Here is a 24,362-nt window from a genome sequence, read left to right on the forward strand (position 1 = left end):
GTAGTGTGGAAGATATAAGATTGAATGTAGCCTTACTAAGGAGAAAGGTACCTAATTTGACTACAGCAGCGAAATCAATAGGAATTAGACCTGCGACTGTCTCAAATTTATGTACTGGGAAAATTGATTTGGGAAAAGCGGAGGTTAGGACCCTTGTTGGACTGGCTTCTTTAGCAAATTGCACAGTGGATGAATTAATCATACGGGGGGAGAAGTTGAATATGATTGAAACCAAAATTAAAGCATTAGACTTTTTTGCGCCATTAGTGAAAGAGGGGACAACGGGTTTAGTTGCACGACCGGGAATGGGCCAGCTTGTTATTCTTGCAGAACTTATGCACAGATTTAAGGATAGCGATTATACGACAGTATTTTTATTGCCTCAAAAACATCGCAATGAGCTTGAAACAGAAGGTATTACTGGGTTAGCGAATTATTTAACTGAATCCATTGGAGAGACATTTTCAAAGTTGTCGGAAATTTCTGGGGATATCCTGTTGATAACCGATAGGAGTTATGTGGTTTCTGGTCAGTTATTAGATCTACAAGAAAAAATGATCACTGATGGAGTTAAAAACGTTACAACCATTCTTTTGGACCTTTCTGGAGAAGTTGTTGATGAGGATATACCTTTTGGACCTCTAGAAACAGTATGGCAATTGGATGCTGACCTTGCAGCGCGTCATCTCTATCCCGCTATTCAACCTATTATTTCTACTTCGTCACTTGTGGAAGGAGTGGACGTAGATCAACGACACTTTAACTTAAGACAGAGAGCACAGAAATTACTAAGACGTTATAAGGAGCTTCGATCATTGGTTGTTGTCCATGGGTTAGATAAAATTCGAAATAATGAATTGGAAATCTACGAACGTGGAGAACTTTTAGAAGCCTATTTTACGCAACCTTTTTATGTTGCAGAGTCCTTTACGGGTCATACTGGGCAAGAGGTTTCACTTTCTCAAACACTGCAAGATGTCGAATATATTTTAGATGGCAAGGCTGATGAACAATCGGTAGATAGTCTTAAGTATGTAGGTAACCTAAAGTAAAGAAGATAACTTTAAAACAGCAGCTGTAAATTTTCAGCTGCTGTTTTGGCGTTCATCGGCATTACGGAGCACTTTGGGGGGAACTCATGACCTCTCGAGAGAAACTAACCATGCACAATGGCAATCTTGGAATAAGCAAAGCAATTGAGTAGAAGTTTAAATCCTCACCTATAAGGAAAAGCTAATCTAAAAAAGGGTGTTAAAAATGACGACTTCCATAGGCACTTCCTCTGACCTCAAACAAAACCCTCATAAAAAAGCATACGCAAAGCAGAATATGTGGACAGGTATTTTGTTTGGACTAGGGATTGTAGCATTTATAGATGAAGTAGTTTTTCATCAACTTCTTCACTGGCATCATTTTTACGATAAATCCACTACGGATATTGGACTGGTGTCGGATGGGATTTTTCATGCGTTTAGCTTTATAGCTACGATAGGAGCATCATTTCTACTAGCAGATCTTCATAGACGACATGCATTTTGGTTGAAGAGATGGATTGGCGGAATACTTCTAGGGGCAGGTGTGTTTCAACTTTATGACGGAATCATTCAACATAAATGGATGGGTTTGCATCAAATCCGTTACGAGGTTGATATTCTTCCATACGATTTAGTATGGAATATTTTGGCTGCTTTTATGATTGTTGTTGGGGCTATTCTGATCTATCGTACAAAATCATGAACGGAGGAACAGAGATTCGATGCATACCCATGAACATTATTCAGCAGCAGATATTCTCCAGATTTCACTAGCGATTCCTTTTTTATTGTTATTCCTTTTTTATATTGTGGCAGTATGGCTGTCCAATCGAAAGAAAAAAACATGGCCAGTTTACCGAGTTGTTGCATGGAGTTTTGGCGTACTATGTGCAATGCTCGCTATAATTGGTCCTATTGCAGATATGGCGCACACGGATTTTTCTGCCCATATGATTAGCCATATATTGCTTGGTATGTTGGCGCCAATTTTGATTGCGTTAGGTGCCCCAATAACGCTTCTGCTGCGAACGATTAGTGTACATAAAGCAAGGAAGTTGACTACAATTTTACGCAGTCGTCCTTTGCATTTTGTTCAGCATCCTATTATTGCTTCCTTACTAAACGTAGGTGGATTATGTGTACTTTACACAACTGATTTGTTTCTTATGATGCACGAGAATATGCTGCTATATGTAATTATCCATGTCCATGTTTTTCTAGCTGGGTATGTATTTACGATTTCTATTATTTACGTTGATTTAGCCCCACTAAGAAAAAGTTATTTATACCGGACAGTCGTCTTTCTTTTTGCTTTAGCAGGTCATTCCATTTTATCTAAATATATTTATGCAAATCCTCCAAATGGGGTTTCAAAAGATCAAGCAGAATTAGGTAGCATGATTATGTACTACGGTGGAGATACTGTAGAGATAGGGTTAGTTTCTATACTGTTTTATCAATGGTACAAAAAAAGTCGCCCTATATTCAGTAATAGAAAGGATGGGTTTATTATAAGTAATACTAAAAAAATTACAGTAGTTGGAACAGATATTGAAGAAGTTAAAAGATTAAATGCAAATGCTGGCATGAGTTATCGTGAAATAAATGAATGGTTTGCAAAGCAACAATCCAAGGCACATACACCACCTAAACAAAGATAAATCATTTATGGAAGGGGATGATTTCCAATGTATTTGAAAGCCTTTTTAATGAAGTTTGTCATGATTACTGTGTTGTTATGGGTTGTTTTATGAATCTTTTTTGACGTGTCTTTTACAGACATACTCATTACTAGTGTGGTTCTCTCAGTAGTAGGATATGTAGGAGACGTCTATTTATTACCTAAAATAGGGAATGTATGGGCAGCAATAGGCGATTTTGTTATAGCTTATGCAGTTATTTACTTTCTGGGATCCTATATATATGAGCAACCTATAGCTCTAGGGACAGCTTCTTTTATATCTGCATTGTTATTAATGGTAGGAGAACTCTTTTTACATCGATATATGGACACAAATATATTCGAACCGAGGAAAGCTAACCCCGAAGAAAAAGCGGGGTATTACCAGCGGACGAACTTACAAACTGAATTTGCGGAGGAAATAGATACGGATTCTATTGCTAATCAAGGAAAAGAAAAAAACACTAATAAAAAATATAAATAAGAAGTAAGTATATTATCCCTTCATCGGACCATTCTAATATGGTCAGGGAGGTGAGCGGCCATGGGAAACAATAATAACCGAAATAATAACAACAATAATCGTAATAACAACAATCAAAATAATCCAGCTGAGTTCGGTGAGGATTTCAACTTTGACAATTTAAACGAGCAAAACAAAAATGAACAAAATAAAAACAACAACCAAAATGAACGTAATAATAACCGTAATAACAACAATAACAATAATTTTAAGTAATAATTAGCTTTTAAATACAGTCATTCCTAAAGGAAATTTTAGGAATGACTGTATTTTTGGTTTATGAATTGAACTAGTAAGGTAAAGAAGAATAATAACTAAATGGAGGGTGAATGAAATGGATAGTTTAGTGATTCGACCTTTGGATATTACTGATGCATACATGAATTATCTATTTCCATTCTCTTTTCGAGAAAAAGATCGGCAAAAGTTAATGGAGCAGCTCGAAATGCATCATTTCACCTTTTTCACTTTAGACAAAGAAGAACTACAAGACAAATATTATGGAAATAATATAAAAATCATACATGAGGAATTGGATCAGTTCTTTTTGCCGTTCATTGAAGATAAACTATTCCCTGCTAAAACGGATAATAGGGGCTTTTTGCGCTACTCAAAGGTTATAGAAGAATCTTTTATATATGAAGTGAATGACAACAAAACCAATTTTATCATTAACAGTGTGGATATTATTTTATGTCCTTTTGGTATTGGTATAATCACCATAAGGACTGCTATGGATCAAGAACAGGAAACATTGACGAATATATTGGACCATATAGCTCATTTTCGCGTGCTAGAGCCTAAGCTTGCTTTCGACAAAGGTTCTAAAATTCACCAAGAAAACAAAGTGTTCCAAACTACAAACGAGCTTGTTTTTGATTATATATGTCAGCCTGTAAAACCGTTTATCATCCATAACGAAAAGCTAGCTGGATATTATGGTAGCCTTCCATACTTTGAAGATGAACGAATGCATAGTTCTCTATTTTTGATCGCGAACAATAAATCTGAAATTACTGAAGATCAGTTGTTTCGCTTGGCTCATTTAGATGGAAAGGATATAAGTGGAAATGAGTTTATCTCAAGCTCCAATCCAGATTATGTGAAGCGATATGTTCAAAATCGCATTCATGATCGCTGGGCTCCATATACATATACAATTTCTTCAGAGCACACCCAGGTTACTCTTTCTATAAAGAAAAAAGAGCAATTAGAGCAGAAAATTTCTCAATTTATGAGTGTGTATTATTATAATTTAATGCTTCATTACTACTATAAAATTATGCTGTTGAAGGTTTCTTTTGAGCATAGTGAAGTTAGTTGGGCAAAGGATAAAAGATATGTGGAAGAGTTAATCGAACTCATATCAAAATTCAATTCACGATATTATTTTGAAGAGGTTTCTGCTAGAACGGAAGGGAAAGAGCTAACGAAGAAGTTACGAGAAGTATTCCGTTTACAGAATCTTTTCGAGGAAGTAAAACAAACTGTAGATGAGCTATACCGTGCTCAAGACAATCAATCGGACAAACGGCATAATTCACTGTTATTTATGTTAACTATTTTTACAGTAGTTTCTGGTATTTATGGGATGAATCTCGTCATTGAGGATTGGAAGGGGAAAACAGATTGGGCAAAGGTGTCTGGTTATTCCTTTTTTGAATGGATAGCACTTATTACATCGTTAACTGGAATTGGCCTAGCTGTCGTCTTAATTGGTTACACAGGTGGCAAACGAATTTATGATAGATATAGAAAATGGAAAAGAGATCATTACTAAGAGGCTGGGACAGAAACAGCATTTTTCTCTGTGAGAAAAATGCTGTTTTTTTGCTGTGCACAAAATTGATTTCCATTCCAGGGACGCTTTCCACAGGCGTGGCCTGAGCCTGTAGTCTCAGGCGTCACGCTATTCCCGTAGGAGTCGCCCCTCCATTCCAATCAATTTTATTAAATATCCATTATTTAGTAAAGGTTTCTCCTTATCCAATAAAATTTCTACTTCTGTCCCAGACTCTTTTACATTTCCTATTTCAAGCTATATCCAGTATATTAGTTTATATCATATAGAAAAATAAAAGAACGGGGTAAAAAAGTGAATCAAGCAAATACATCTAAATCAATTGTGTTACCATTAATCATTTCTATTATAGCGATTTCGTTTGCGGCCATTTTTGTCAAGTGGTCTCATGCACCCGCTAGTATATTAAGTATGTATCGAATGATTTTAGCGGCTCTTTTGTTACTGCCAGTCGTTTGGTTTAAGAGGCGAGAGTTTAAGAAACTAACGAACAAAGAATGGCTACTGCTGTTTGTTGCAGGTATGTTCTTAGCTTTACATTTTGCCTTATGGTTCGGATCTTTAAAACTGACAACGGTTGCAAGCTCAACCATTATTCTTGCACTACAGCCTATTATCGCGTTGATTGGTGGTGTCATATTATTTAAAGAAAGAACGACGAAATCAGCACTGTTGACCATGGGTATTGCGGTAATTGGGGCAGTGATGGTTGGTTGGGGAGATTTTGGACTGAGTAGGAATGCCATTCTGGGAGATATTCTTTCTTTTCTTAGTGTTATTGCTGTTGTTGGATATTTATTGATTGGTCAAAAAGCGGTGAAAAAAGTTTCTCATTGGATTTATAGCTTCACTGTTTTTGGATTTGCAGCCATTGCACTCGTTGTCTATAACTTACTGACTGGCGTTGTAATGGGAGGTTATGATTTAAAGGAATGGGGAATTTTCGTATTGTTGGCAGTTGTACCGACAATTTCTCACTTGATAAACAACTGGCTAATGAATTATGTGACTGCCACAACAATATCTATGAGTATTTTAGGAGAACCAGTAGGGGCAACCATCCTTGCTGCTATTTTCCTAGGTGAGCGACTAGTAGGTTGGCAAATTGTTGGTGGTGTATTAGTGCTCATTGGTGTGTTTTTGTTTATCTTACAGCAGATGAATCGGTATCCGAAAAGAAAAATGCAAAAAACTAGACAATCTTAACGAGTCTGGTTTTTTGCATAATTTAGTTTGTGTTAAATTATATGACGTTTGGTTTAATTTGATATACATTTTTTACTTCAGAAAGTTGCCTTCTACTAATAATTCTTTAATCTCTTGTTTAGACATTAGTTTTTGTTTCGTGTCTATTAAAACAGCGGGTACAGACGAATTTTCGTTGGTAGAATTTGAGGCAGAAATTTTTATCAAATCTTTGTTAAATATGGTGGCCATTGGTATTTCGTTTTCTGCGATTAACACCTCATGGGTCTTTTCTCCAACTCGAGCACCGATTTCTAGGATGTGGACATCTTCTTTGTGATAATACTCAATAAGTACTTCAGCTAAGTCGAGTATATTACAAGCATTCATATGCATAACAAAGATCTCTCCTCCATTTCCTAATTCTGTAGCCTGAAGAAGAGTTTTGATCGCTTGATGTGGTGTGACAAAATACCGTGTCATTCTTTTATCGGTAATACGGATTTGGTTTTCTTCTTCTAGTTGTTTGATGAAAATTGGTAATACACTGCCACTGCTTCCAAGCACATTCCCTCCTCGAATGCATAAGAACCTAGTAGGCGAGCCCATTTCGTTTGCATGCAGAATCAGCTTTTCCCCAAGTGCCTTCGTCATACCATACGTATTAGCTGGGTCTGCTGCTTTATCTGTAGAAACGTAGATTACTTTTTTTACTTGGTTCTTTATGGAAGCTTCAATTACATTCTGCGTTCCAACTATATTCGTTTTAATAGATTCTAGAGGATTCTCCTCACAGACAGGTACATGTTTAAGTGCTGCTAAGTGAAACACATAATCTACTCCAACGCAGGCTGCGGAAAGAGCATTTTCATCTCGTATATCCCCTATATTAAATTGTAGTCTTGTATCTTCAAAATTTCTTCGCATCATGACTTGTCTATTTTCATTTCTTGAAAAGATAATAATTTTCCTAGGGTCAAGAAGAAGAAGTTGTTTGATTAGTTCAATTCCCCATGAGCCTGTCCCCCCGGTTATCAATATTGTTGCATTGGTAAACACTATTTTTCCTCCCTAATAATTGATTTAATTTTTTAGATTCATTCGATACATTTGATCACGTACGCAAACGAATCCCGCTTAACACCTCTTTCCATAAGTCATGATTTCCTTCCCATGTATCCTGATTAGGAAATTCAATCGAACAAACTTTTTCTAAAGGCCAACTTTTTTCTACAATTCCTTGGACATATGTGTGGTTAATGAGTAAAATGCTGAAGTCGTGTTTTACTAATCTAGAAAGGACATCTTGTAAAACTGCAGTGTCCTCTAACGATCCTTCTGTTCGGACAAATAATATTCGTTTAGCATTATCCATTTCGGAAAGAAAGCGTCTGATTCTTCGTTCATACTTTTCCATTACTTCCGCATAGGCACCTAGATAAGTTAGTGTATTTTTTTCTCCATCAAAATCGTGATTCGAAACAAGATTATAGCCATCATCTGAAACGCATATAAACGAATCAGCATATCCGACAACACGTAGATTGTCATATTCGAGGAAACCTATAAATCGATTTTCTAATAGCGTATTTACTTGGGATAGTTCAGGACTAGCCATCCAATCTAGTACGCCTGAGTATGGTCTCAAGTTGTGTTTTTTCAGTTGGATGGATGCTAAGCAGAGATCTCCTAGACTAAATATGGCATCATATTCTCCTTTAAGTTGACTTAAATCCATTTGTTTCACCCCCCTTTTGTCTTGAACTACAAAGGCATCATATACACCTTATTTAATAGTTAATGCAGCAAAGTGAAAGAGAGCAGGGGCTAGTTTCCTATACATGGAAAATATTTTATGCAGTGTGAAAGGTAACCTCGGAATTTTTCCGAGGTTATCTCATTGAAGTGAGTTAAGGAGTAGGGGGTAGGGGATTACTTCCAGTTAAAATGTATTCTGTTTGTTGTTTGGTAATAGTAATGACGCTATTTGTATTTAATAGAACATCCAGTAAACTATCTTCAATCGTGGTAAATTGGATACTGCTATACAAGTCTCCATTTGCTATCGTAAATAACAAAATTCCATTTAAAAAACTATCTGTCTCGTTTCCATAGGTAATAGTAACGGTCTCTCCAGCTTCTAATGTAAAAGATTCTGAGCCATCTTGGTTCACGGGATTTTCACCAGCTCTGATGAACAGTGTAACCTGAAAGTTTGCTGTTGTTTCATTAATGAACGTTTTTGTACCTGCCATAGGTTTCCCTCCTTTCAAACAAAGATAGTCTATCCTATTCTCGTTTGTAAGATTGCTACGGGAAAAACAGTATAAATATAATCTTCTTCAAATAAAAAAAGACAGGTTACCCTGTCTATTCAGATACTATCTCTGGATGAAAGTTGACTGTCTCCATAATAATTGGTGTACCCTTAGGAATTTCGGAAGCTTCTGAGAGAGAGATAAGTAAGGAGCCTATTCCATCCTCTCCGGCAGTATAAGAGAAGTTTTCATCCATCTGTAGTACCCCATTTATATATACATTAAAATAGCTATTATTTAAATTTAGGGTTGGTAATGATTGTGTCGTTTCACCTTGATCATCTAAAAAATCCGAAGCACTAATCTTATGGGTGGTAACATCTGTTATTGTTTCTGGTACCTCATGAAAATAACGAGCGACAGTGGGTGAAGTTGAAATAGTTTGTTTAGGGGTTATAGCTAATTTAACAATTTTTAAAGCCAAGCGTGTTCCTCCTTTTTATTTCTCTTTCAACATATGACTCAATACGAGAAGGAGTTATGGGCGGATGAGTATTTCTTGAAAAATGAGAAAAAGGTCCTAAGGTAAACACATTTTTGATTTTAAATGGATACACTAACTTTACTTCAGTTGGTAGGAGGGAAGAAATGAAAAACCAACCGTATGTTCCACGGAAAGCGACTGCTTATTTTTCACAGCCCTTAATCATTCCTTTAACGGTAAATAAGGCAGAGTCCAAGGTGGTAAACCATAGAGAGGTTATTACGACTGAATTTTTTGTGTTAGCCGATGGTGTAAAGAAAGTATATACAGAACAGGATGCTATTACTGGTTACGGTAATCAACAGATTGTGAATCCGGTAACTGTTTCCTACATGAATCTTTTTATTAACGGGGTTTTGCAGCCGAAAGTAAATTATCGAGTAACTGAGGGAAGGTTGGTCTTATTAACAGAGGACGCACCTGAAAAGGGTTGTCCTATTATTCTTCAAATGATTCGAATTTAATAGCCCACACACAATAGAGCTAATAGAAATAAGTATAGAGCATGCGGTTAAAACGGGGAGATGTATAACTTGAAAATCTTGCTAGCCACATATTGGTCTATTCCCCATTTAGGTGGAGTTTGGAACTATATGGTTCAATTGAAAAAGAAGTTAGAACAGCTTGGGCATGAAGTTCACATGCTTGGATATGATGAGGAAAATTTGAATATCCATATGATAGGTACAGATAAAAAAGTATCAAGAGACAAGTTGTTGCCTTTACTTCAAGCCAAAATAAATAAGGATAATTATCCGGAAATTTATGAAAATAAATTAGTCCAATACACAGAGTTTCAACGATATATCTTCGAATTAGGAACAGCTTATTTTGGTTTAGATAGTTATGATTTGATACACACCCAGGATGTTATTGCTACAGCCTGTATTGATCGAATTCGTCCCAAACATATACCAATGGTTGCTACTTTACACGGTTCCGTAGCGCATGAAATTCATCATCAATTAACTACTATCCATAAAACACCTAATTCTTATATTGCAAGAGCCTATTACGATGATTTAGAACAACTAGGAGCAAATACAGCGGAAATAACTATTGTAGCGAACAACTGGTTGAAAAATATATTAATCGATGAATTTAAAGTGGCAGAGGAACAGATAAAAATATTACGTTATGGCTTTGATACTGAAAACTTTATAAAGCAAATGAAAGTAAAAACACTTATTACACCACCCAAAAACAAGAAGGTGATCATCTATACTGGAAGACTTACTGACTTAAAAGGGATTCAATATTTGCTAGAGGCTTTAGGGAAGCTAAAAAAGGAACGCCAAGATTGGGTTTGTTGGATAGTTGGGTCGGGGGATGGAGAATCTAAACTTCGAGTTAAAAGTAAGGTGCTTGGTTTAGATGATTATGTTCAATTTCTAGGTAGACGTGACGATGTTCCGGCTTTATTGGGAAAAGCCGATGTTTATGTATTGCCAACATTGTTAGAAAACCAGCCACTGTCACTAATCGAAGCGCAGATTGCAGGGAAAGCTACAATAGTCAGTGATGTTGGCGGTCTGCCTGAAATGGTACAACATAAGGTGACGGGATTATTGACGCCTCCTGGGGATTCTAATATGTTGTTTGAAAACTTAAATTTACTTCTAAGCAATGATCAGCTTCGAAAGAAATTGGGAACTAATGCAAAAAAATGGGGAATGACACATTGGTCTATTGATCAAGGGATAAAAAGTTTACTAGAAATGTATAATGAGGCTGTTTCAATGAGGAAGAATGGTGATCAAGATGTCTCGCACAATTCAATACATTAAACTTTTTTTTCTCGCTCTTTTTTACAAATGTAAAAACTGGTGGCAGAGCATTTGGAATTCTAAAAAATCCTCGGCTGTATCGGAAAAAATAAAAGAAGAAACTATTACTTCATCGGAGAATTATAACTCCAGGTTTTCTAGTAATGGAATAGAGTCAGAGGTAGCTATTATTAAAGAGGTTTGGGATCAGATAGACAGTTCCATTCCAAAGGAAACAGTGTTTCCGAATCCTTCTACCGTTGACTTGTTTAAACCGATGAAATCAGATTACTATAATTTGTTGTTTCCGTATTCACCTGCTACTCCAAATTTATTTGTGGATCGTTCTATATGGGCAGATATTCTTAGTCATTTGCCGGAGGAGTATGAGATTCCTCCAACTATAACGATAAAATTGATGAAACCGATGAGTAGTGTGTATTACGAGAATATTTTCTCTACCTCAAAATCGAATACGAAAGTGTTTGTAGATAATCGGGTTTGGGAAGAAATTATGAAAAATGTTCCTAGCTCCTATATGATTCCAGATGTTAAAACGAACATAGGTGTATGGACAAAACGACAAAACATGGCTACACCCATCATTATGAAGCACCAATTTAGCAAGTCTTCATAAAAAATTATCCTTTAATGAATGATTCTCTTATGATTCATTCATTTTTTTATAGATTCAAAAATATAACATCTTACTTATTATCTGTCTAACTCCTACAGCAAGCCCGTCTGAGTAGCTTCAGAATCAGCAAAGGCAAAGGACGCTAGACGGCTGTCGCAACCAATATCACTAAATATTCACTCGGAATAATATAGCAAAACGTCTGTCCATAGCCCTTTGGAAATGCTAAAAACAAGTTTTGACCTTAAAGGACCGGGCATCTTTTTTGCTCGGTTTTCTTATGCTCTAGGAAGTTATAAAATCTTTTGCATGTGGATAACTACTTTACAAGTGATTCTCCCTCCAGACTCCAGCGTCTAGCCCTTCGAGTCGCTTCAGACTTGCGAATAAGGGCAAAGAGCCCTTCATCGCAAGTCTTCCAGCGCTTGTCAGGGCTTACATAGTCGCTTGCGCTTTTGTTCGTGGCTTTCGCGATTCTGCCGACTCTTAATTGAAATAATGGTTACCTATCCATATTTCTCAGGCGTAAGTATCCATCTTTTTATTCAACTTGCATATATTATGGAAAAGGCAAAAGGAGTTTGAATATGAAAGTAATAGTTTCAGGGGGGGCAGGCTTCATAGGCTCTCATCTTGTTGACGCACTTATAGACAGAGGTATTGAAGTTCATATTATAGATAATATGTTATCTGGACAGAAGAGAAATATTAATCTACAAGCACAATTACATGTCGTCGATATATGCAGCGAGGATGCAAGTGAAATCATTATGAATATCCAACCAGATGCATTTTATCACTTAGCTGCACAAGCGGATGTTGGAAAATCGGTACAATATCCCAAATATGATGGAGATGTAAATATTATTGGGACACTAAATATGCTAGAGGCTTGCCGCAAAGCAAAAGTGGGGAAATTTATATTTGCAAGTACCTCGGCTGTATACGGAAATGTAAAAAACGAACTACTTTCGGAAGAAGAGATCACAGTCCCTGCTTCTTTTTATGGATTGTCCAAGTTAACTGCCGAGTCTTACATAAGGCTTTTCTATGAGCTTTATAGACAGTCTTATACAATTTTAAGATACGCCAATGTATACGGTCCACGGCAACTGCCTAAAGGAGAGGGTGGTGTTGTGTCAGTATTCTTCGATCGACTTAGTAAAGGCGGACATATTAATGTGCATGGAGATGGAGAGCAAACCAGAGATTTTATTTACGTAAAGGATATTGTTGCTGCCAACATTGCGGCGCTGGAGAATGGTGATCAAGAAACGATACAGGTAAGTACATCACAAAAGACTTCCATCAATGAAATACTTTCCTTATTAACAAACATCCACGGAATGTCCATTTCAAGAGAATTTACAGCGCCAAGAGAAGGGGATATTAAGCATAGCTGTTTGTGCAATAAAAAAGCTAGAAATCTATTAAACTGGAAGCCAATGTATACAATAGAAGATGGATTGAAAGAAACTTATGCATTTTATCAGCTATTGAAAAGTGATGCTACTATTGCAAATTTTGAGAACGAGCAATTGGGATGACTAAGTTGAAATTATTAATAACAGGTGCAACAGGATTTACAGGTATTCATGCCTGTCGTCATTTCCAGCAAGCGGGATACGAAGTAATTGGCGTCTCTAGACATCCGTTTAAAATAGATAGTGATCAAACTCGTTTCGAATCATGTGACCTAACCGATAAAAATGAATTAACCAAACTGATACAAAAGAACAAGCCAGACAGAGTCCTTCATTTAGCTGGGCAAAATCATGTATCCTCGTCCTGGATAAATCCAATTACCTCTTTAGAAATAAATACAATGTCCACTGCGTATCTACTAGAAGCAATTCGACAGCATACTTCTAACTGTAAGGTTCTAGTCGTTGGATCTGCACTTCAATATGATGTAAATGATATTACATCCCTAAAACATCCATATAGCTTGAGTAAAACATTACAAGTGTTGGTAGCGCAATCATGGGAATTACTATATGAAATGAATATCGTCATTGCTAGGCCCTCTAATTTAATTGGTCCTGGAAAGTCTAACGGGGTTTGCTCGCTTTTAGCTAGAAGGGTAGCAGAAATGGAATTACTTGGCGCAGAAAAAGTGCTCATAGTAAATAATTTATTGGCACAACGAGATTTTCTCGATGTTCGTGATGCAGTTACGGGTTATGAAGTTCTATTTAATAAGGGGGATTCAGGTAGTGTACATGATATAACCTCGGGATTGTCCAGAAATTTAAAAGAAATCACAAGTAGTTTGCGGACCATTTCTAGCGTTGATTTCGAAATAGAATCTGAAGAAAACAAATTAGAAGAGAAAGTCAGCATACCTCCTTCAGATCTTTTACTAGAGAATATGCCTGCTTTAATCCCATTTGAAAAATCGATAGAAGATATTCTAAATTATCAGCGCAGCTTGCTGCTATAGATGGTAAAATCTATAGGAGAAGCTAGTTTCGTTAGCAGTGCTCATGAATTTATATAATTCATGAGCACTGCTTCTAGTATGAGTAGAATTTCATATAATGATTTAGATGAAAAAGGTGACTTTCATGAACTTATCAGCAATGCTCCAAATGGCACTTTCTATGGCTATATTTGGTTCTATCGGATTTTTCACGGGAAAAACTGGTATCCCGGCAGCAGAATTGGTCTTTGTTCGTTGTGTATGCGCTACAGTTTTTTTAGGCTTTTGTTGGTTAATTACCGGTCAATATAAAGTGGAAGTTTGGAAGAAGTCAGAAATTTTACAGACACTAGTCTGTGGGGTATTTTTAGTGCTGAACTGGGTATTTCTATTTATAGCTTTCGAAAAAATGTCCATTACGATAGCTATCTCTATATATAATCTTGCACCAATCTTTGTTTTAATATTAGGAACTATATTTTTGAAGGAAAAGATGACAATACAATCATTACTAGCGATAATTGTCTGCTTCTTTGGTAGTGTTTGTATTATAGGGTATGACGGTCTTGGGACGTTCTCAGACTTTATAGGTTCAGGGTTTGGATGGGCTATACTTTCTGCATTTTGCTATGCAATGACCATGTTGCTTGGTAAGGGGATTAGCGGATTAAGTGCCTTTGCGATGACATTTATACAGACGGGAATCGGAATTGTGTTGCTATTTCCTTTTATGGACTTTGATGTGTTTCAAGGCTTGACCAAATCCAATTGGTTGTACATATTAGGGACGGGCTTAATACATACAGGTTTTGTATATTATTTATTTTTTAATAGTTTAAGAAAGTTATCGACGGTTGTTATCTCTGCTTTAGTTTTTGTAGATCCTATTGTTGCAATTTTATTAGATACAATTTTATTAGATTTCCGTCCTTCCGTATTGCAAACCATCGGAATATTGCTTGTATTTGGAGGGATTATTTATACTTTAATTGGACCGAAGCCAATTATTCATAAGGAAGCTTAACGAAAAAAACGTTTCCCGGGAAATAATTAAGTCGAGTTATGTTATATTTTTAAACAGGAGGGATGATCGTGGCTAACTATACATACGAACAACCCATTGATATTGAGGAGACTCCGAAAACCTCTGTTTATAACGAAAAGGGAGAAATCGTTTATACATTTCAACGATATTATTCGAATAGATTAAAGAAAAGACTAGATAAGGCAATGGATTACCGCTACTTTCTTTGGTATAACGTATACGATACAAAAGGTCAGTTAATATTTATGTGTAAGAAAATGTCTCGTAAAGGAAAGGTCTATTTTGAAGCGTATGACAAAATCGAGCATAAGAAATATATAGTTGCATACGACAAGTGGAAGGAGCTCGTGCCAGATTTACTAATCACAGATGGAATTATACAGATTAGATTAGATAAGGAAATGGAAGATTGGTCAAAGTTTGTTTATAATGACAATGAGATTGCAAGGTGGAAAGCAAATATTGATGAGGTATTTAAAATTCAACTTGAGGTGTATGACGATTCTCCTGTAAATAATGCAGCATTCTTTATCGCAATTTGTCAGTGTGCTTTGTTTATAGGTTCCTAACGAAAATATTAACTCAAAAACTTTACAGTTCAATTTTAACTAGAGGAGTGAGTAGTATGAGTATTTACGATATTAAAGTAAAAAAGTCGGATGGCGAAGAGTATGAGTTAAATGAGTACAAAGGAAAACCAATGCTCATCGTTAACACAGCTACTAAATGTGGACTAAGCGGCCAGTTTGATGGGCTTGAAAAAATATATAACGAGTTTAAGGATGATGGACTCGTTGTGCTAGGCTTCCCTTCAAACCAATTTAAACAAGAGTTAGGTAACGCGGAAGAAGCGGAGCAGGCATGTCGAATGAGCTATGGCGTCACTTTTCCTATGCATGAAATGACCAAGCTTAATGGAAAAAATGCTCACCCGCTATTTCAACATTTAACTACTAATAGTAAGGGGATTCTATCGAAAAATATCAAATGGAATTTCACTAAATTTCTTGTCGATAAAAACGGCGTTATTATTAAAAGATACGCTCCAACAGATAGTCCAGAATCGATAAAAACAGACATTGAAAAAATAGTTACCTAAAAATCATAATATCTAAGTAGACTCCATTCAACTTTTTTATGTTTAAACTTGAGAGAGAAAAGGAATAATAGAAAAAAAGATGAAATGGGGAAAAAATATGGGGAAATTAGTAGAAAAGGAACAAATACTTCTAGCATATTATGTTTGTAACTTTTTAGAAAAAAATGACGAAAATGCAAATGAACTAGGGGAAGTTTTAACAAATGCATTAGGAGATAATTTGACCAGCATACAGGGAGAACTAAATGATATAGGGTTGTTGAGTGACCATGATCGTATGATTACCAATGAAGGGATATTATATATAGATAATATATTACACATTCAATCCGATGCGGTAGAGCGCAACAAATTAGCATATGTAAAGGATAACCTTTTGACATATGAAATAGAGTTATCTGTTCCAGAAATCAGAGAATATATTCATAAACATGTAGGTATTGAATAATATATATTGCACGTTTGACTTTTTGCAAATAGTCGAACGTGTATTTTTGTATGACAGGAAAAGTCTGTACTTAACAGGCTCGTGTATTCCGATTATAATCCTATAGGAGAAATTCAATTTCTGTGGTAAGATTCTTCTTATTGAAAATTACAGGATAAAGAAGGAGTTACATTGGTAATCACTAAAAAGAACAATTTAGGCGAAAGGTTAAGCTTATTTACTTTGACTTGGCCGATATTTTTAGAAGTATTCTTATTTATGTTAATGGGGATTGCAGATACATTTATGCTCAGTGCCCTTTCGGATGATGCCGTATCAGGAGTAGGAGCAGCAAATCAGTACATTCATATAGCTATCCTAGTATTAGAGGTTGTCGGAAATGGTGCGGCAATTGTTGTTTCTCAATATTTAGGCTCAAAGCGATATATAGAAGCATCGAAAATTTCAGGCTTAGCAGTAACACTAAATTTATGTGTGGGGATTCTCCTTAGTGTTGGGTTTATTATATTTTCTAAAAGTATGATGACAGCAATGAATCTACAAGGTGATGTGCTAGTCCATGCTCATCAATATTTGACGATAGTCGGCGGGGCCATTTTTTTACAGGCCATTATTAATGCACTTGCAGCTATTATTCGTGTGCATGGTTATACGAAGCAGACAATGTTTGTTTCCCTTGGGATGAATATTATCCATGTTATAGGAAACTATGTATTGATTTTTGGGAAATTTGGTTTTCCAGAATTAGGTGTACAAGGTGCTGCTATTTCATCTGTACTAAGTCGTTTCATAGCTTTACTTGTCTTCTTCTGGTTGTTGTACCGAGTGATGGAGTATCGGGTACAGGTTCATTATTATTTCACTCTCTCTAAAGAGTATATTACGAAGATTTTACGGATTGGTCTTCCATCCGCATTTGAACAGATCTTATATCAAGGCTGTCAAATTGTCTTCTTATACTACGTTACCTATTTGGGAGCGGAATCATTGGCAGCAAGGCAATATGCTGTGAATATATCGATGTTCACGTACTTGTTTGCTATCGCAATTGGAATGGGAACTGCTATTATTGTCGGAAGGTTTGTAGGCGCAAATGAAAAAGATGAAGCTTATAAGTCGGTATGGTTTAGTGTGAAATGGGCTATTATTTTTACCGTAACAATGGTAACAATCGTCATTGTTCTGCGGTATCCATTAATGGGTCTCTTCACGGACAATAAAGAAATTATTGAGATAGGTGCATCTGTACTGTTACTAAGTTTTCTATTAGAAACCGGACGGACGATAAACATTGTGATTATCAATTCCTTGCGTGCTGCAGGAGATGCAAGCTTCCCAGTATTGATGGGAGCCTTGTCTATGGTAATGATGAGTTTGCCATTAGGTTATTTATTGATATTTGTCCTCGACCTTGGGTTAGTTGGAGTTTGGCTAGCAATAGCAGCAGATGAATGGACTCGCGCTACAATTATGTTCTTTAGATGGAAAAGTAGACGCTGGGAAAAGTTTGCTCTTGTACAGCCGACGCTAGAGAAAGATGGACTAAGAGATAGCTAGGCAGATTCCTACCTAGTTATCTCTTGGTCTTTTTTTTAGAAAGTATATAAATTTATGGTGCGCGAGCCCGGTGTTTCTAAAAAATCATTCAATAGTATAGCTACAAGACTTTACAAAGCACTTCGGAAACGATAGAAATAGGTTTTGATCGTAAAGGGCACCCTGTGTTACTACACCATGCAGGAAAAACAGAACAGCGTGGAAGGTCATGACTTAGTCACTACCCTCCACGCTTGTTTTTATGTTAACAAATCGATAGTACTTCTAATTTTTTTAGCTGTTCTACTGCTTGTCTCAATACGTCTATATCCTGTACTAATGCAACGCGAACGTAGCCTGCGCCAGCGGACCCAAAAACGGTTCCAGGAACTATTACGACTCCAGTTTGATCAATTACTTCAAAGACGAAATCCCTGTCATTCATCTCATACGGATATTTTGCCCAAACGAACATCCCCCCAGTAGAAGGAGCGACTTTCCACCCAAGATCAGTTAATGCGTTTGTGAGGAAATGATGCCTCTCAGAAAATATCATACGCAAACGTTCTGTTATCTCTTCTGCATGGTTTAAGACAACAATCCCTGCTTCCTGAATAGGACCGTAAATCCCAAAATCTAAATTCGATTTTAGTTGCTTCATAATATTAATCATCTCTGCGTTTCCAGCAATATATGCAATCCGAGTACCAGCAAGGCTAAAGCTTTTCGATAAAGAGTTGATCTCCATCCCTACTTCTAATGCTCCCGGTGTTGAGAGGAAGCTGCTTGGTGAATTCCCAGTAAAATAGAATTCTGAATAAGCTGCATCATGTAGAACAGCTATATTGTATTTATTGGCAAAGGCAACAACTTTCTCAAAGAAAATTGGATCAGGCATTGCGGGCACTGGATTTCCAGGTAAATTTAATATCATTAGTTTTGCCTTCATTGCAATCTCTTCAGGTATTACATCTAAATCAGGTAAAAACTTATTTTCTTCTAATAGTTCCATATAATAGGGTGCTGCACCAGCAAGTTTAATGCCAGCATCATAAGCTACATAACCAGGATTTGTCGTTAGAATAATATCTCCTTCATCACAAAAGGCAATTGGGAGATGGACAAGTCCTTCCTGTGAACCCATCGTTTGAACAATCTGCGTTTCTGGATCCAATAGAACATTGGAGCGACGTTTATAATAATCTGCAACTGCCTCATTGAAGCGTTTTGTTCCAGTAAGAGTATAGCCATATGAATCTGTTGCATAGCTAAGATCTGATAATACTTTTCTAGCACGTTCATCTGGTGGAAGGTCAGGACTACCTAGGCTTAAATCATATAGGTCAAAGCCTTGAGCTTGCTTGGCAGCTGCGGCGGCTTTCAAATCCCCAAAAATTGCTTTTTCAAATAATGACATTTTAGTAGATGGTTGAACCTTCAATATAAGCACTCCTAACGCTATATAAAATTTTATGTTTTATCATATCATAATTTTCAATAAAATTGTGAGAAACATGAAATGCAATATATTACAGATAGTAGTGAATCACTAAATTATTTACGACTAATACAGAGGAAGTTATAAAACCAACTGAAAAAGCTACCACCTCTCACGGATAGATGTTGCTTTTCGTTAGATAAAAAAACAAGTTTTATAGCAACAATCTTTATAAAAGGAAAAGATGCGCTAATTTAAATCATGTCGAATGATTAAAAGTGGATGGATTTGTATATCCTTTTTTAAGAAGTTCCGAGTAAGATCATTATCTTAAAGGAGACAATGGATATGACAGAAAAACCAAAGAATTATTCAAGAAGAGACTTTCTAAAAACGACAGGGATTGCTACTGGAGCTTTAATAGGTGGCGGATTAATTGGTGGCTTAGTTGGATTAAATGCAAATAAGACAGACCAAAATGTAGCGGATACAGGCAATACTCATCACGAAATGGCAACTAACCAGGGATTTCAATTCTTTCAAACTCAGAGAGAGTTTGATGTGCTTTCAAATGCTACTGAACGGATTTTGCCAAAAGATGATTTAGGACCAGGAGCAATTGATTTAGGGGTTGCTTATTTTATCGATCGTCAACTAGCAGCGCAGTATGGGAGTAATACAAAAGAGTATATGCATGGACCATTTGCTGTAGGTGCTAAAACCCAAGGCTATCAGAGTCGTTTGACAAGAGCATCCATTTTTAGGCAAGGAATTGCTAAGCTAGAAGATGAGGCTAACAATAGATTCGACAAAGGATTTTCTGATTTAGAAGCTGAGCAAATGGATGAGATTTTAACCGCTTTTCAAAACGATGAGATAGCTATGACGGGAGTTACTTCAGCATTTTTCTTTCGCTTGCTTCGAACGGCAACATTAGAAGGGGCCTATGCAGACCCAATGTACGGGGGTAATCGAAACATGGAAGGCTGGAAAATGAAAGAGTTCCCTGGTCATCAAATGGCATATATAGATGTAATTGAAAAGGATAAATTCCAAAAAATTGAGCCAAAGTCACTTGGCGGAATGTAAAAGAAAGTAGAGGGATAAACTTATGGCGACTTCATTACCAAAAGTAGATGTCGTGATCGTTGGTTTAGGTTGGACTGGCGGAATCATTGCGGCAGAATGTGCAAAAGCAGGATTAAAGGTGATTGGTTTAGAAAGAGGAAGAAAACGAGGAACAGAGGACTACCAGAAAATACATGATGAATACCGTTATGCTGTTCGTTATGAATTGATGCAGGACCTAGCAAAAGAGACCATTACCATTCGAAATAACCGAAAGATGCCTGCATTGCCAATGAGACAGTTAAGCTCTTTTTTACTCGGTGAGGGGCTAGGGGGTTCAGGAACACATTGGAATGGGCATACATGGAGATTTTATCCGTATGATTTTCAAATTAAAACGATGACAGACGCAAAATATGGTCCAAATAAACTATCCAGTGATTATTTAATTCAAGATTGGGGCGTTACCTACGATGAGTTAGAACCTTATTTTTATAAGTATGATCAGACAGCAGGTATTTCTGGGGAAGATAAAAATCCATTTTGGGGGAAGAGAGCTCAGGACTTTCCAACACCTCCTATGAAAAAAACTCCCATCTTAAAGAAATTTGAGGGAGCAACCAAATCACTAGGATATTCTCCTTTTATGCTACCTTCTGCTAATTTATCAGAAGCATACACAAATCCAGATGGGGAGTTCATAAATGCATGTCAATACTGTGGTTTCTGTGAGCGATTTGGTTGTGAATATGGAGCCAAAACATCACCTGAAATAACAGTTATACCTACCGCTATGAAAACTGGGAAATTTGAAGCAAGGTTTCATGCGAATGTATTAGAAGTCATAAAAAGTGGGAATAAGGTGACTGGTGTTAAGTATTTGGATACTGAGTCTGGAGAAGAATTTATCCAAGAAGCCGAGGTAGTTGTTCTGGCAAGTTACGTTATGAATAACGCCAAGTTGCTCATGGTATCTAATATTGGAGAACAATACGACCCTGAAACTGGGAAGGGGACACTCGGAAAAAATTATTGCTATCAAATTTTACCTGGTGCAACTGGATACTTTGAAGACCAAATGAACACATTTATGGGGGCGGGGGCCCTTGGCATGTCGATCGATGATTATAATGCGGACAACTTTGATCACAGTGATTTAGACTTTATTCATGGCGGTAGTATTTCCATCACGCAAACCGGATTTAGACCAATCGAAACAAATCCAATTCAACGAGGTACACCAACTTGGGGAGCAGAGTTTAAGAAAAATTCTATCTACAATTACACTCGCACATTATCGGTTGGAGCTCAAGGTGCATCTATGCCACATAAGGAAAATTACTTGTCACTAGACAGTAAGTACAAGGATGCTTATGGGGTACCGCTACTTCAAATGACATATAACTTTACGGATCAGGATAGAGCCTTGCATAAATATATTACAGAAATATCCACAAATATTATGAAGGAAATGGGAGCGAAAACGGTAGAAGGTAAGGATGTCATTACGGATTACGATATTGTTGGCTACCAAACAACTCATAATACGGGAGGGACTATTATGGGAGCTAGTCCTGAAAATAGTGTAGTAAATCCGTTTTTACAACACTGGGATGCAGAAAATTTGTTTGTAGTTGGTGCAGGAAACTTCCCGCATAACGGAGGGTATAATCCGACAGGAACAGTGGCTGCACTAGCTTATAAGAGCGCAGAAGGAATTATTAAATATAGTAAATCGGGTGGTTCGCTGGTTTAATTATTAAACAGGATTGAAAAGCTATCAGCTCCTACAAAGGATTCTGGTAGCTTTTTTTAAGAAAGTATAAAAAAGTGATCTCTTAACACTGTTTTCATGGTACTTTTAAAAAAAATAATACTACTGATTTTCGTGTCATGCGGACGCTTTCGGCGGGCGTTGCTTCAGCCTCCTCGCTGGAAAACATATGCTCCTGCGGTTACTCGTCGCAAAGACATTGCCCAAACAAAGTTTGACCAATGTCTTCGCTGCGGGGTCTTCAACTAACGCCTTTCCCGCTGGAGTCGCCGCCTTCCACTACAATCAATTAAGTGAGTAGAACCCAACAAGAAGACTTAGCATGGCTTATCGCTAAGATAATATGTTTAGATGAAGTTAATGTATAGTAGACGCACTGTAATATTTATTTAAATTATTAGTGGAAATAAAGAGAAATAATTAGTGTTTACCAAATAATGAAGCGAAATAGCTCACGAAATTGTATCTTCGTGAGCTTTCTCTATGAATAAGAAGGTAGCTTTTCTCTAGTTATCCAAAAATGCACTTACCTGTTTCTAAGAGTTGATGAAGGGCGACGGACAGACAAAAGCCATAACATTACCGAGCAAAAAGCTACTGGTCATGAGCTTAGTCACGACCAGTAGCTTCAAAAATTCAATCGGTAATAATATAGCAAAAGTCTGTTCAAAGTCTGTTCAGTGCCCTTCGAAAGCGATAGAAACAGGTTTTGAACTAAAAGGATTGGGTTTCTTTTTCCCGTTTTTTGGGGGGCGTGAATGAAAAAATTATCTTCCTGTAATAGGCAATCAACGTTAGAGCTCTGTATTATCGTTCATATTATATAAATACAGTAAGTATGGATGAAAATAGGTGGTTAATTTATGAAGTCGATTGTGTTCATCGGAAGTTATAACTCTGGTACAAGTAAAGAGGCTCTAATGGTTGCAAGTGAAATGGGGTACTGGGTTGTTTTGTTTACTGATAAGAACAACCAGTGGGATTACATGGAAGCAAATGAAACTCTATTTATTAAAAACTTGTTTGACGAACAGCTAGTGATGAAAAAAATAGCTGAACTACAAAGGGAAGGGAAGGAAATATGCGCTTGCTTTAGTTTCATTGATCCCTATGTTTCTTATTCGATACGTCTATCTAATCGGTTAGGCGTTGGTAGGGCCTCATTGGAATCAATAATTTTAATGGAAGATAAAATAGCTATAAGAGAAAAGTTTAAGCATTTATCTGTGTCCCCTCATTACTGGATAGTTCATCCAGACAGTCCCCTTCAAAGTTTAGACGCAGAGCTTGAACCCAATCTCCCTTTAATAATAAAAGCACCTGTATCGAATGGCTCTAAGGACGTGTTAAAGGTCGAAACATTAGAGAATTTAGCAAAAAATATAATTGACTTGCAAAAAAGATATCCAACTAAATGCTTGCTAATTGAGGAATTTTTACAAGGACCGCAGTACTTGATTGAATTGGTGGTCCATCAAGATGAGATAAAATTTATAGAGATAATAGAACAAGAAGTAATATATAATGGAAAATTTATTGTCATGGCTTATAAATATCCAGCAATGTTAGAAGAGGAAATACTAAATAGGCTCCGTTTGCATATATCGAGCATTATTGAACAAATAGGATTTTCTAACGGATCATGTCATATGGAGATGAAACTTGTCCAAGGTGAATGGAAACTGATAGAAATTAATCCGAGAATGTCCGGTGGTGCCATGAACAGAATTATTGAAGAAGGTACTGGTATTAATCTTCTAAAAGAAATATTAAAAGTTTATTTAGGAGAAGAGTTTTCTTTTATAAAAACGAGAAAAAAGTATGTATATGCTAGGTATTTAACGATAGAAAAAAGAGGTAAATTACTAAGAGTTATTGGTAAAGAACGGGCATTAGAGCATGATGATATTAAATATATTCATATAAAACCGAAAATTGGAAGAGTTCTTAAAAGACCTTATTCAATGGGTGATCGATACGCTTGTATCGTTGCAGCATCCGAATCCGCAAAACAAGCAGAGGAGAATACTTTAGCGGCAGCTAAGGAGATAAAGTTTTATATGGAGCCTTTTTAATAGAACTAAAACAATATTAATAGTGTAG

General features: G+C 36.6%; 25 protein-coding genes. 20 read left to right on the forward strand and 5 right to left on the reverse strand.

Going from position 1 to position 24,362, the window contains the following annotated elements; genetic code table 11:
• Nucleotides 1-5 precede the first annotated feature (5 nt).
• The 7 genes from MKY37_RS12010 to MKY37_RS12040 all read left to right on the forward strand — a co-directional run bounded on the left by MKY37_RS12010 (nucleotide 6) and on the right by MKY37_RS12040 (nucleotide 6,245).
• Nucleotides 6-1,052, forward strand: a complete 1,047-nt coding sequence (locus tag MKY37_RS12010; protein WP_340777336.1) for a hypothetical protein — start codon at nucleotides 6-8, stop codon at nucleotides 1,050-1,052.
• 205 nt (nucleotides 1,053-1,257) lie between these two features.
• Nucleotides 1,258-1,737, forward strand: a complete 480-nt coding sequence (locus MKY37_RS12015; RefSeq protein WP_445323041.1) for a DUF2243 domain-containing protein — start codon at nucleotides 1,258-1,260, stop codon at nucleotides 1,735-1,737.
• Between the two features lie 19 nt (nucleotides 1,738-1,756).
• Entirely contained in the window at nucleotides 1,757-2,695 is a 939-nt protein-coding gene (locus tag MKY37_RS12020; protein ID WP_340777338.1) for a cytochrome c oxidase assembly protein, read from the forward strand.
• 105 nt (nucleotides 2,696-2,800) lie between these two features.
• On the forward strand, nucleotides 2,801-3,199 hold the full coding sequence (locus MKY37_RS12025) for a DUF2512 family protein (protein WP_340777341.1): 399 nt from the start codon (nucleotides 2,801-2,803) through the stop codon (nucleotides 3,197-3,199).
• A gap of 60 nt (nucleotides 3,200-3,259) precedes the next feature.
• The gene (locus MKY37_RS12030; protein WP_340777345.1) at nucleotides 3,260-3,454 is read left to right on the forward strand and encodes a hypothetical protein; all 195 of its coding nucleotides are present in this window, start codon (nucleotides 3,260-3,262) and stop codon (nucleotides 3,452-3,454) included.
• Nucleotides 3,455-3,572: 118 nt separating this feature from the next.
• Nucleotides 3,573-5,018, forward strand: a complete 1,446-nt coding sequence (locus MKY37_RS12035; RefSeq protein ID WP_340777348.1) for a hypothetical protein — start codon at nucleotides 3,573-3,575, stop codon at nucleotides 5,016-5,018.
• Between the two features lie 315 nt (nucleotides 5,019-5,333).
• Entirely contained in the window at nucleotides 5,334-6,245 is a 912-nt protein-coding gene (locus MKY37_RS12040; RefSeq protein ID WP_340777350.1) for a DMT family transporter, read from the forward strand.
• Between the two features lie 72 nt (nucleotides 6,246-6,317).
• Here MKY37_RS12040 and MKY37_RS12045 read toward each other — a convergent pair whose 3' ends face one another.
• The 4 genes from MKY37_RS12045 to MKY37_RS12060 all read right to left on the reverse strand — a co-directional run bounded on the left by MKY37_RS12045 (nucleotide 6,318) and on the right by MKY37_RS12060 (nucleotide 8,966).
• Nucleotides 6,318-7,283, reverse strand: a complete 966-nt coding sequence (locus MKY37_RS12045; RefSeq protein WP_340777353.1) for a polysaccharide biosynthesis protein — start codon at nucleotides 7,281-7,283, stop codon at nucleotides 6,318-6,320.
• Nucleotides 7,284-7,338: 55 nt separating this feature from the next.
• Nucleotides 7,339-7,962: a DUF1796 family putative cysteine peptidase gene (locus MKY37_RS12050; protein ID WP_340777355.1), complete on the reverse strand. Its 624-nt coding sequence runs from the start codon at nucleotides 7,960-7,962 to the stop codon at nucleotides 7,339-7,341.
• A 172-nt stretch (nucleotides 7,963-8,134) separates the two neighbouring features.
• Nucleotides 8,135-8,479 (reverse strand): hypothetical protein, encoded by a 345-nt coding sequence (locus MKY37_RS12055; protein WP_340777358.1) that lies wholly within the window; start codon nucleotides 8,477-8,479, stop codon nucleotides 8,135-8,137.
• A 115-nt stretch (nucleotides 8,480-8,594) separates the two neighbouring features.
• A complete protein-coding gene (locus tag MKY37_RS12060; RefSeq protein WP_340777360.1) occupies nucleotides 8,595-8,966 on the reverse strand; it encodes a DUF4183 domain-containing protein in 372 nt (123 codons plus the stop codon).
• A gap of 164 nt (nucleotides 8,967-9,130) precedes the next feature.
• Between MKY37_RS12060 and MKY37_RS12065 the strand changes: the two genes are divergently transcribed.
• The 10 genes from MKY37_RS12065 (at nucleotide 9,131) to MKY37_RS12110 (ending at nucleotide 18,000) form a co-directional block, all read left to right on the forward strand.
• Nucleotides 9,131-9,490 carry a DUF4183 domain-containing protein gene (locus MKY37_RS12065; protein ID WP_340777362.1) on the forward strand — a complete coding sequence of 120 codons (360 nt, stop codon included), beginning with the start codon at nucleotides 9,131-9,133 and terminating at the stop codon, nucleotides 9,488-9,490.
• A 60-nt stretch (nucleotides 9,491-9,550) separates the two neighbouring features.
• Nucleotides 9,551-10,813: a glycosyltransferase family 4 protein gene (locus MKY37_RS12070; protein ID WP_340777364.1), complete on the forward strand. Its 1,263-nt coding sequence runs from the start codon at nucleotides 9,551-9,553 to the stop codon at nucleotides 10,811-10,813.
• Complete coding sequence (locus MKY37_RS12075) at nucleotides 10,779-11,429, forward strand: hypothetical protein (protein ID WP_340777366.1); 651 nt, start codon at nucleotides 10,779-10,781, stop codon at nucleotides 11,427-11,429. The genes MKY37_RS12070 and MKY37_RS12075 overlap by 35 nt, the downstream gene beginning before the upstream one ends.
• 587 nt (nucleotides 11,430-12,016) lie before the next feature.
• Nucleotides 12,017-12,976, forward strand: coding sequence for an NAD-dependent epimerase/dehydratase family protein (locus MKY37_RS12080; RefSeq protein WP_340777368.1), 960 nt, complete (start codon nucleotides 12,017-12,019; stop codon nucleotides 12,974-12,976).
• Nucleotides 12,973-13,872: an NAD-dependent epimerase/dehydratase family protein gene (locus MKY37_RS12085; RefSeq protein WP_340777370.1), complete on the forward strand. Its 900-nt coding sequence runs from the start codon at nucleotides 12,973-12,975 to the stop codon at nucleotides 13,870-13,872. The genes MKY37_RS12080 and MKY37_RS12085 overlap by 4 nt, the downstream gene beginning before the upstream one ends.
• Nucleotides 13,873-13,996: 124 nt before the next feature.
• Nucleotides 13,997-14,875: a DMT family transporter gene (locus MKY37_RS12090; RefSeq protein WP_340777372.1), complete on the forward strand. Its 879-nt coding sequence runs from the start codon at nucleotides 13,997-13,999 to the stop codon at nucleotides 14,873-14,875.
• Nucleotides 14,876-14,937: 62 nt separating this feature from the next.
• The gene (locus MKY37_RS12095; protein WP_340777375.1) at nucleotides 14,938-15,465 is read left to right on the forward strand and encodes a tubby C-terminal domain-like protein; all 528 of its coding nucleotides are present in this window, start codon (nucleotides 14,938-14,940) and stop codon (nucleotides 15,463-15,465) included.
• Nucleotides 15,466-15,521: 56 nt separating this feature from the next.
• Nucleotides 15,522-15,995 carry a glutathione peroxidase gene (locus tag MKY37_RS12100; protein WP_340777378.1) on the forward strand — a complete coding sequence of 158 codons (474 nt, stop codon included), beginning with the start codon at nucleotides 15,522-15,524 and terminating at the stop codon, nucleotides 15,993-15,995.
• Nucleotides 15,996-16,092: 97 nt separating this feature from the next.
• Nucleotides 16,093-16,443, forward strand: coding sequence for a hypothetical protein (locus MKY37_RS12105; RefSeq protein ID WP_340777379.1), 351 nt, complete (start codon nucleotides 16,093-16,095; stop codon nucleotides 16,441-16,443).
• Nucleotides 16,444-16,614: 171 nt separating this feature from the next.
• A complete protein-coding gene (locus tag MKY37_RS12110) occupies nucleotides 16,615-18,000 on the forward strand; it encodes an MATE family efflux transporter (RefSeq protein WP_340777381.1) in 1,386 nt (461 codons plus the stop codon).
• Between the two features lie 244 nt (nucleotides 18,001-18,244).
• Here the strand turns inward: MKY37_RS12110 and MKY37_RS12115 are convergent, their stop codons facing one another.
• Nucleotides 18,245-19,420 carry an aminotransferase class I/II-fold pyridoxal phosphate-dependent enzyme gene (locus tag MKY37_RS12115; protein ID WP_340777382.1) on the reverse strand — a complete coding sequence of 392 codons (1,176 nt, stop codon included), beginning with the start codon at nucleotides 19,418-19,420 and terminating at the stop codon, nucleotides 18,245-18,247.
• 345 nt (nucleotides 19,421-19,765) lie between these two features.
• On the opposite strand from MKY37_RS12115, the gene MKY37_RS12120 reads away from it, so the two are divergent.
• From MKY37_RS12120 to MKY37_RS12130, 3 genes are all read left to right on the forward strand, one after another.
• Nucleotides 19,766-20,506: a gluconate 2-dehydrogenase subunit 3 family protein gene (locus tag MKY37_RS12120; RefSeq protein WP_340777384.1), complete on the forward strand. Its 741-nt coding sequence runs from the start codon at nucleotides 19,766-19,768 to the stop codon at nucleotides 20,504-20,506.
• 22 nt (nucleotides 20,507-20,528) lie between these two features.
• The gene (locus MKY37_RS12125) at nucleotides 20,529-22,241 is read left to right on the forward strand and encodes a GMC family oxidoreductase (protein ID WP_340777386.1); all 1,713 of its coding nucleotides are present in this window, start codon (nucleotides 20,529-20,531) and stop codon (nucleotides 22,239-22,241) included.
• 881 nt (nucleotides 22,242-23,122) lie between these two features.
• The gene (locus tag MKY37_RS12130; RefSeq protein WP_340777388.1) at nucleotides 23,123-24,334 is read left to right on the forward strand and encodes an ATP-grasp domain-containing protein; all 1,212 of its coding nucleotides are present in this window, start codon (nucleotides 23,123-23,125) and stop codon (nucleotides 24,332-24,334) included.
• Nucleotides 24,335-24,362 lie beyond the last annotated feature (28 nt).

Source organism: Psychrobacillus sp. FSL K6-2836 (genome assembly GCF_038003085.1).
GTDB lineage: Bacteria > Bacillota > Bacilli > Bacillales_A > Planococcaceae > Psychrobacillus.

Excerpts from the sequence above, each read along its gene's own strand:
- MKY37_RS12105 (WP_340777379.1), top strand. The coding sequence starts at position 16,093 with ATGGGGAAATTAGTAGAAAAGGAACAAATACTTCTAGCATATTATGTT.
- MKY37_RS12070 (WP_340777364.1), top strand. The coding sequence starts at position 9,551 with ATGTATAACTTGAAAATCTTGCTAGCCACATATTGGTCTATTCCCCAT.
- MKY37_RS12030 (WP_340777345.1), top strand. The coding sequence starts at position 3,260 with ATGGGAAACAATAATAACCGAAATAATAACAACAATAATCGTAATAAC.
- MKY37_RS12065 (WP_340777362.1), top strand. The coding sequence starts at position 9,131 with ATGAAAAACCAACCGTATGTTCCACGGAAAGCGACTGCTTATTTTTCA.
- MKY37_RS12085 (WP_340777370.1), top strand. The coding sequence starts at position 12,973 with ATGACTAAGTTGAAATTATTAATAACAGGTGCAACAGGATTTACAGGT.
- MKY37_RS12080 (WP_340777368.1), top strand. The coding sequence starts at position 12,017 with ATGAAAGTAATAGTTTCAGGGGGGGCAGGCTTCATAGGCTCTCATCTT.
- MKY37_RS12035 (WP_340777348.1), top strand. The coding sequence starts at position 3,573 with ATGGATAGTTTAGTGATTCGACCTTTGGATATTACTGATGCATACATG.
- MKY37_RS12125 (WP_340777386.1), top strand. The coding sequence starts at position 20,529 with ATGGCGACTTCATTACCAAAAGTAGATGTCGTGATCGTTGGTTTAGGT.
- MKY37_RS12120 (WP_340777384.1), top strand. The coding sequence starts at position 19,766 with ATGACAGAAAAACCAAAGAATTATTCAAGAAGAGACTTTCTAAAAACG.
- MKY37_RS12055 (WP_340777358.1), bottom strand. The coding sequence starts at position 8,479 with ATGGCAGGTACAAAAACGTTCATTAATGAAACAACAGCAAACTTTCAG.
- MKY37_RS12095 (WP_340777375.1), top strand. The coding sequence starts at position 14,938 with ATGATCGTGGCTAACTATACATACGAACAACCCATTGATATTGAGGAG.
- MKY37_RS12020 (WP_340777338.1), top strand. The coding sequence starts at position 1,757 with ATGCATACCCATGAACATTATTCAGCAGCAGATATTCTCCAGATTTCA.
- MKY37_RS12050 (WP_340777355.1), bottom strand. The coding sequence starts at position 7,962 with ATGGATTTAAGTCAACTTAAAGGAGAATATGATGCCATATTTAGTCTA.
- MKY37_RS12090 (WP_340777372.1), top strand. The coding sequence starts at position 13,997 with ATGAACTTATCAGCAATGCTCCAAATGGCACTTTCTATGGCTATATTT.
- MKY37_RS12100 (WP_340777378.1), top strand. The coding sequence starts at position 15,522 with ATGAGTATTTACGATATTAAAGTAAAAAAGTCGGATGGCGAAGAGTAT.
- MKY37_RS12130 (WP_340777388.1), top strand. The coding sequence starts at position 23,123 with ATGAAGTCGATTGTGTTCATCGGAAGTTATAACTCTGGTACAAGTAAA.
- MKY37_RS12015 (WP_445323041.1), top strand. The coding sequence starts at position 1,258 with ATGACGACTTCCATAGGCACTTCCTCTGACCTCAAACAAAACCCTCAT.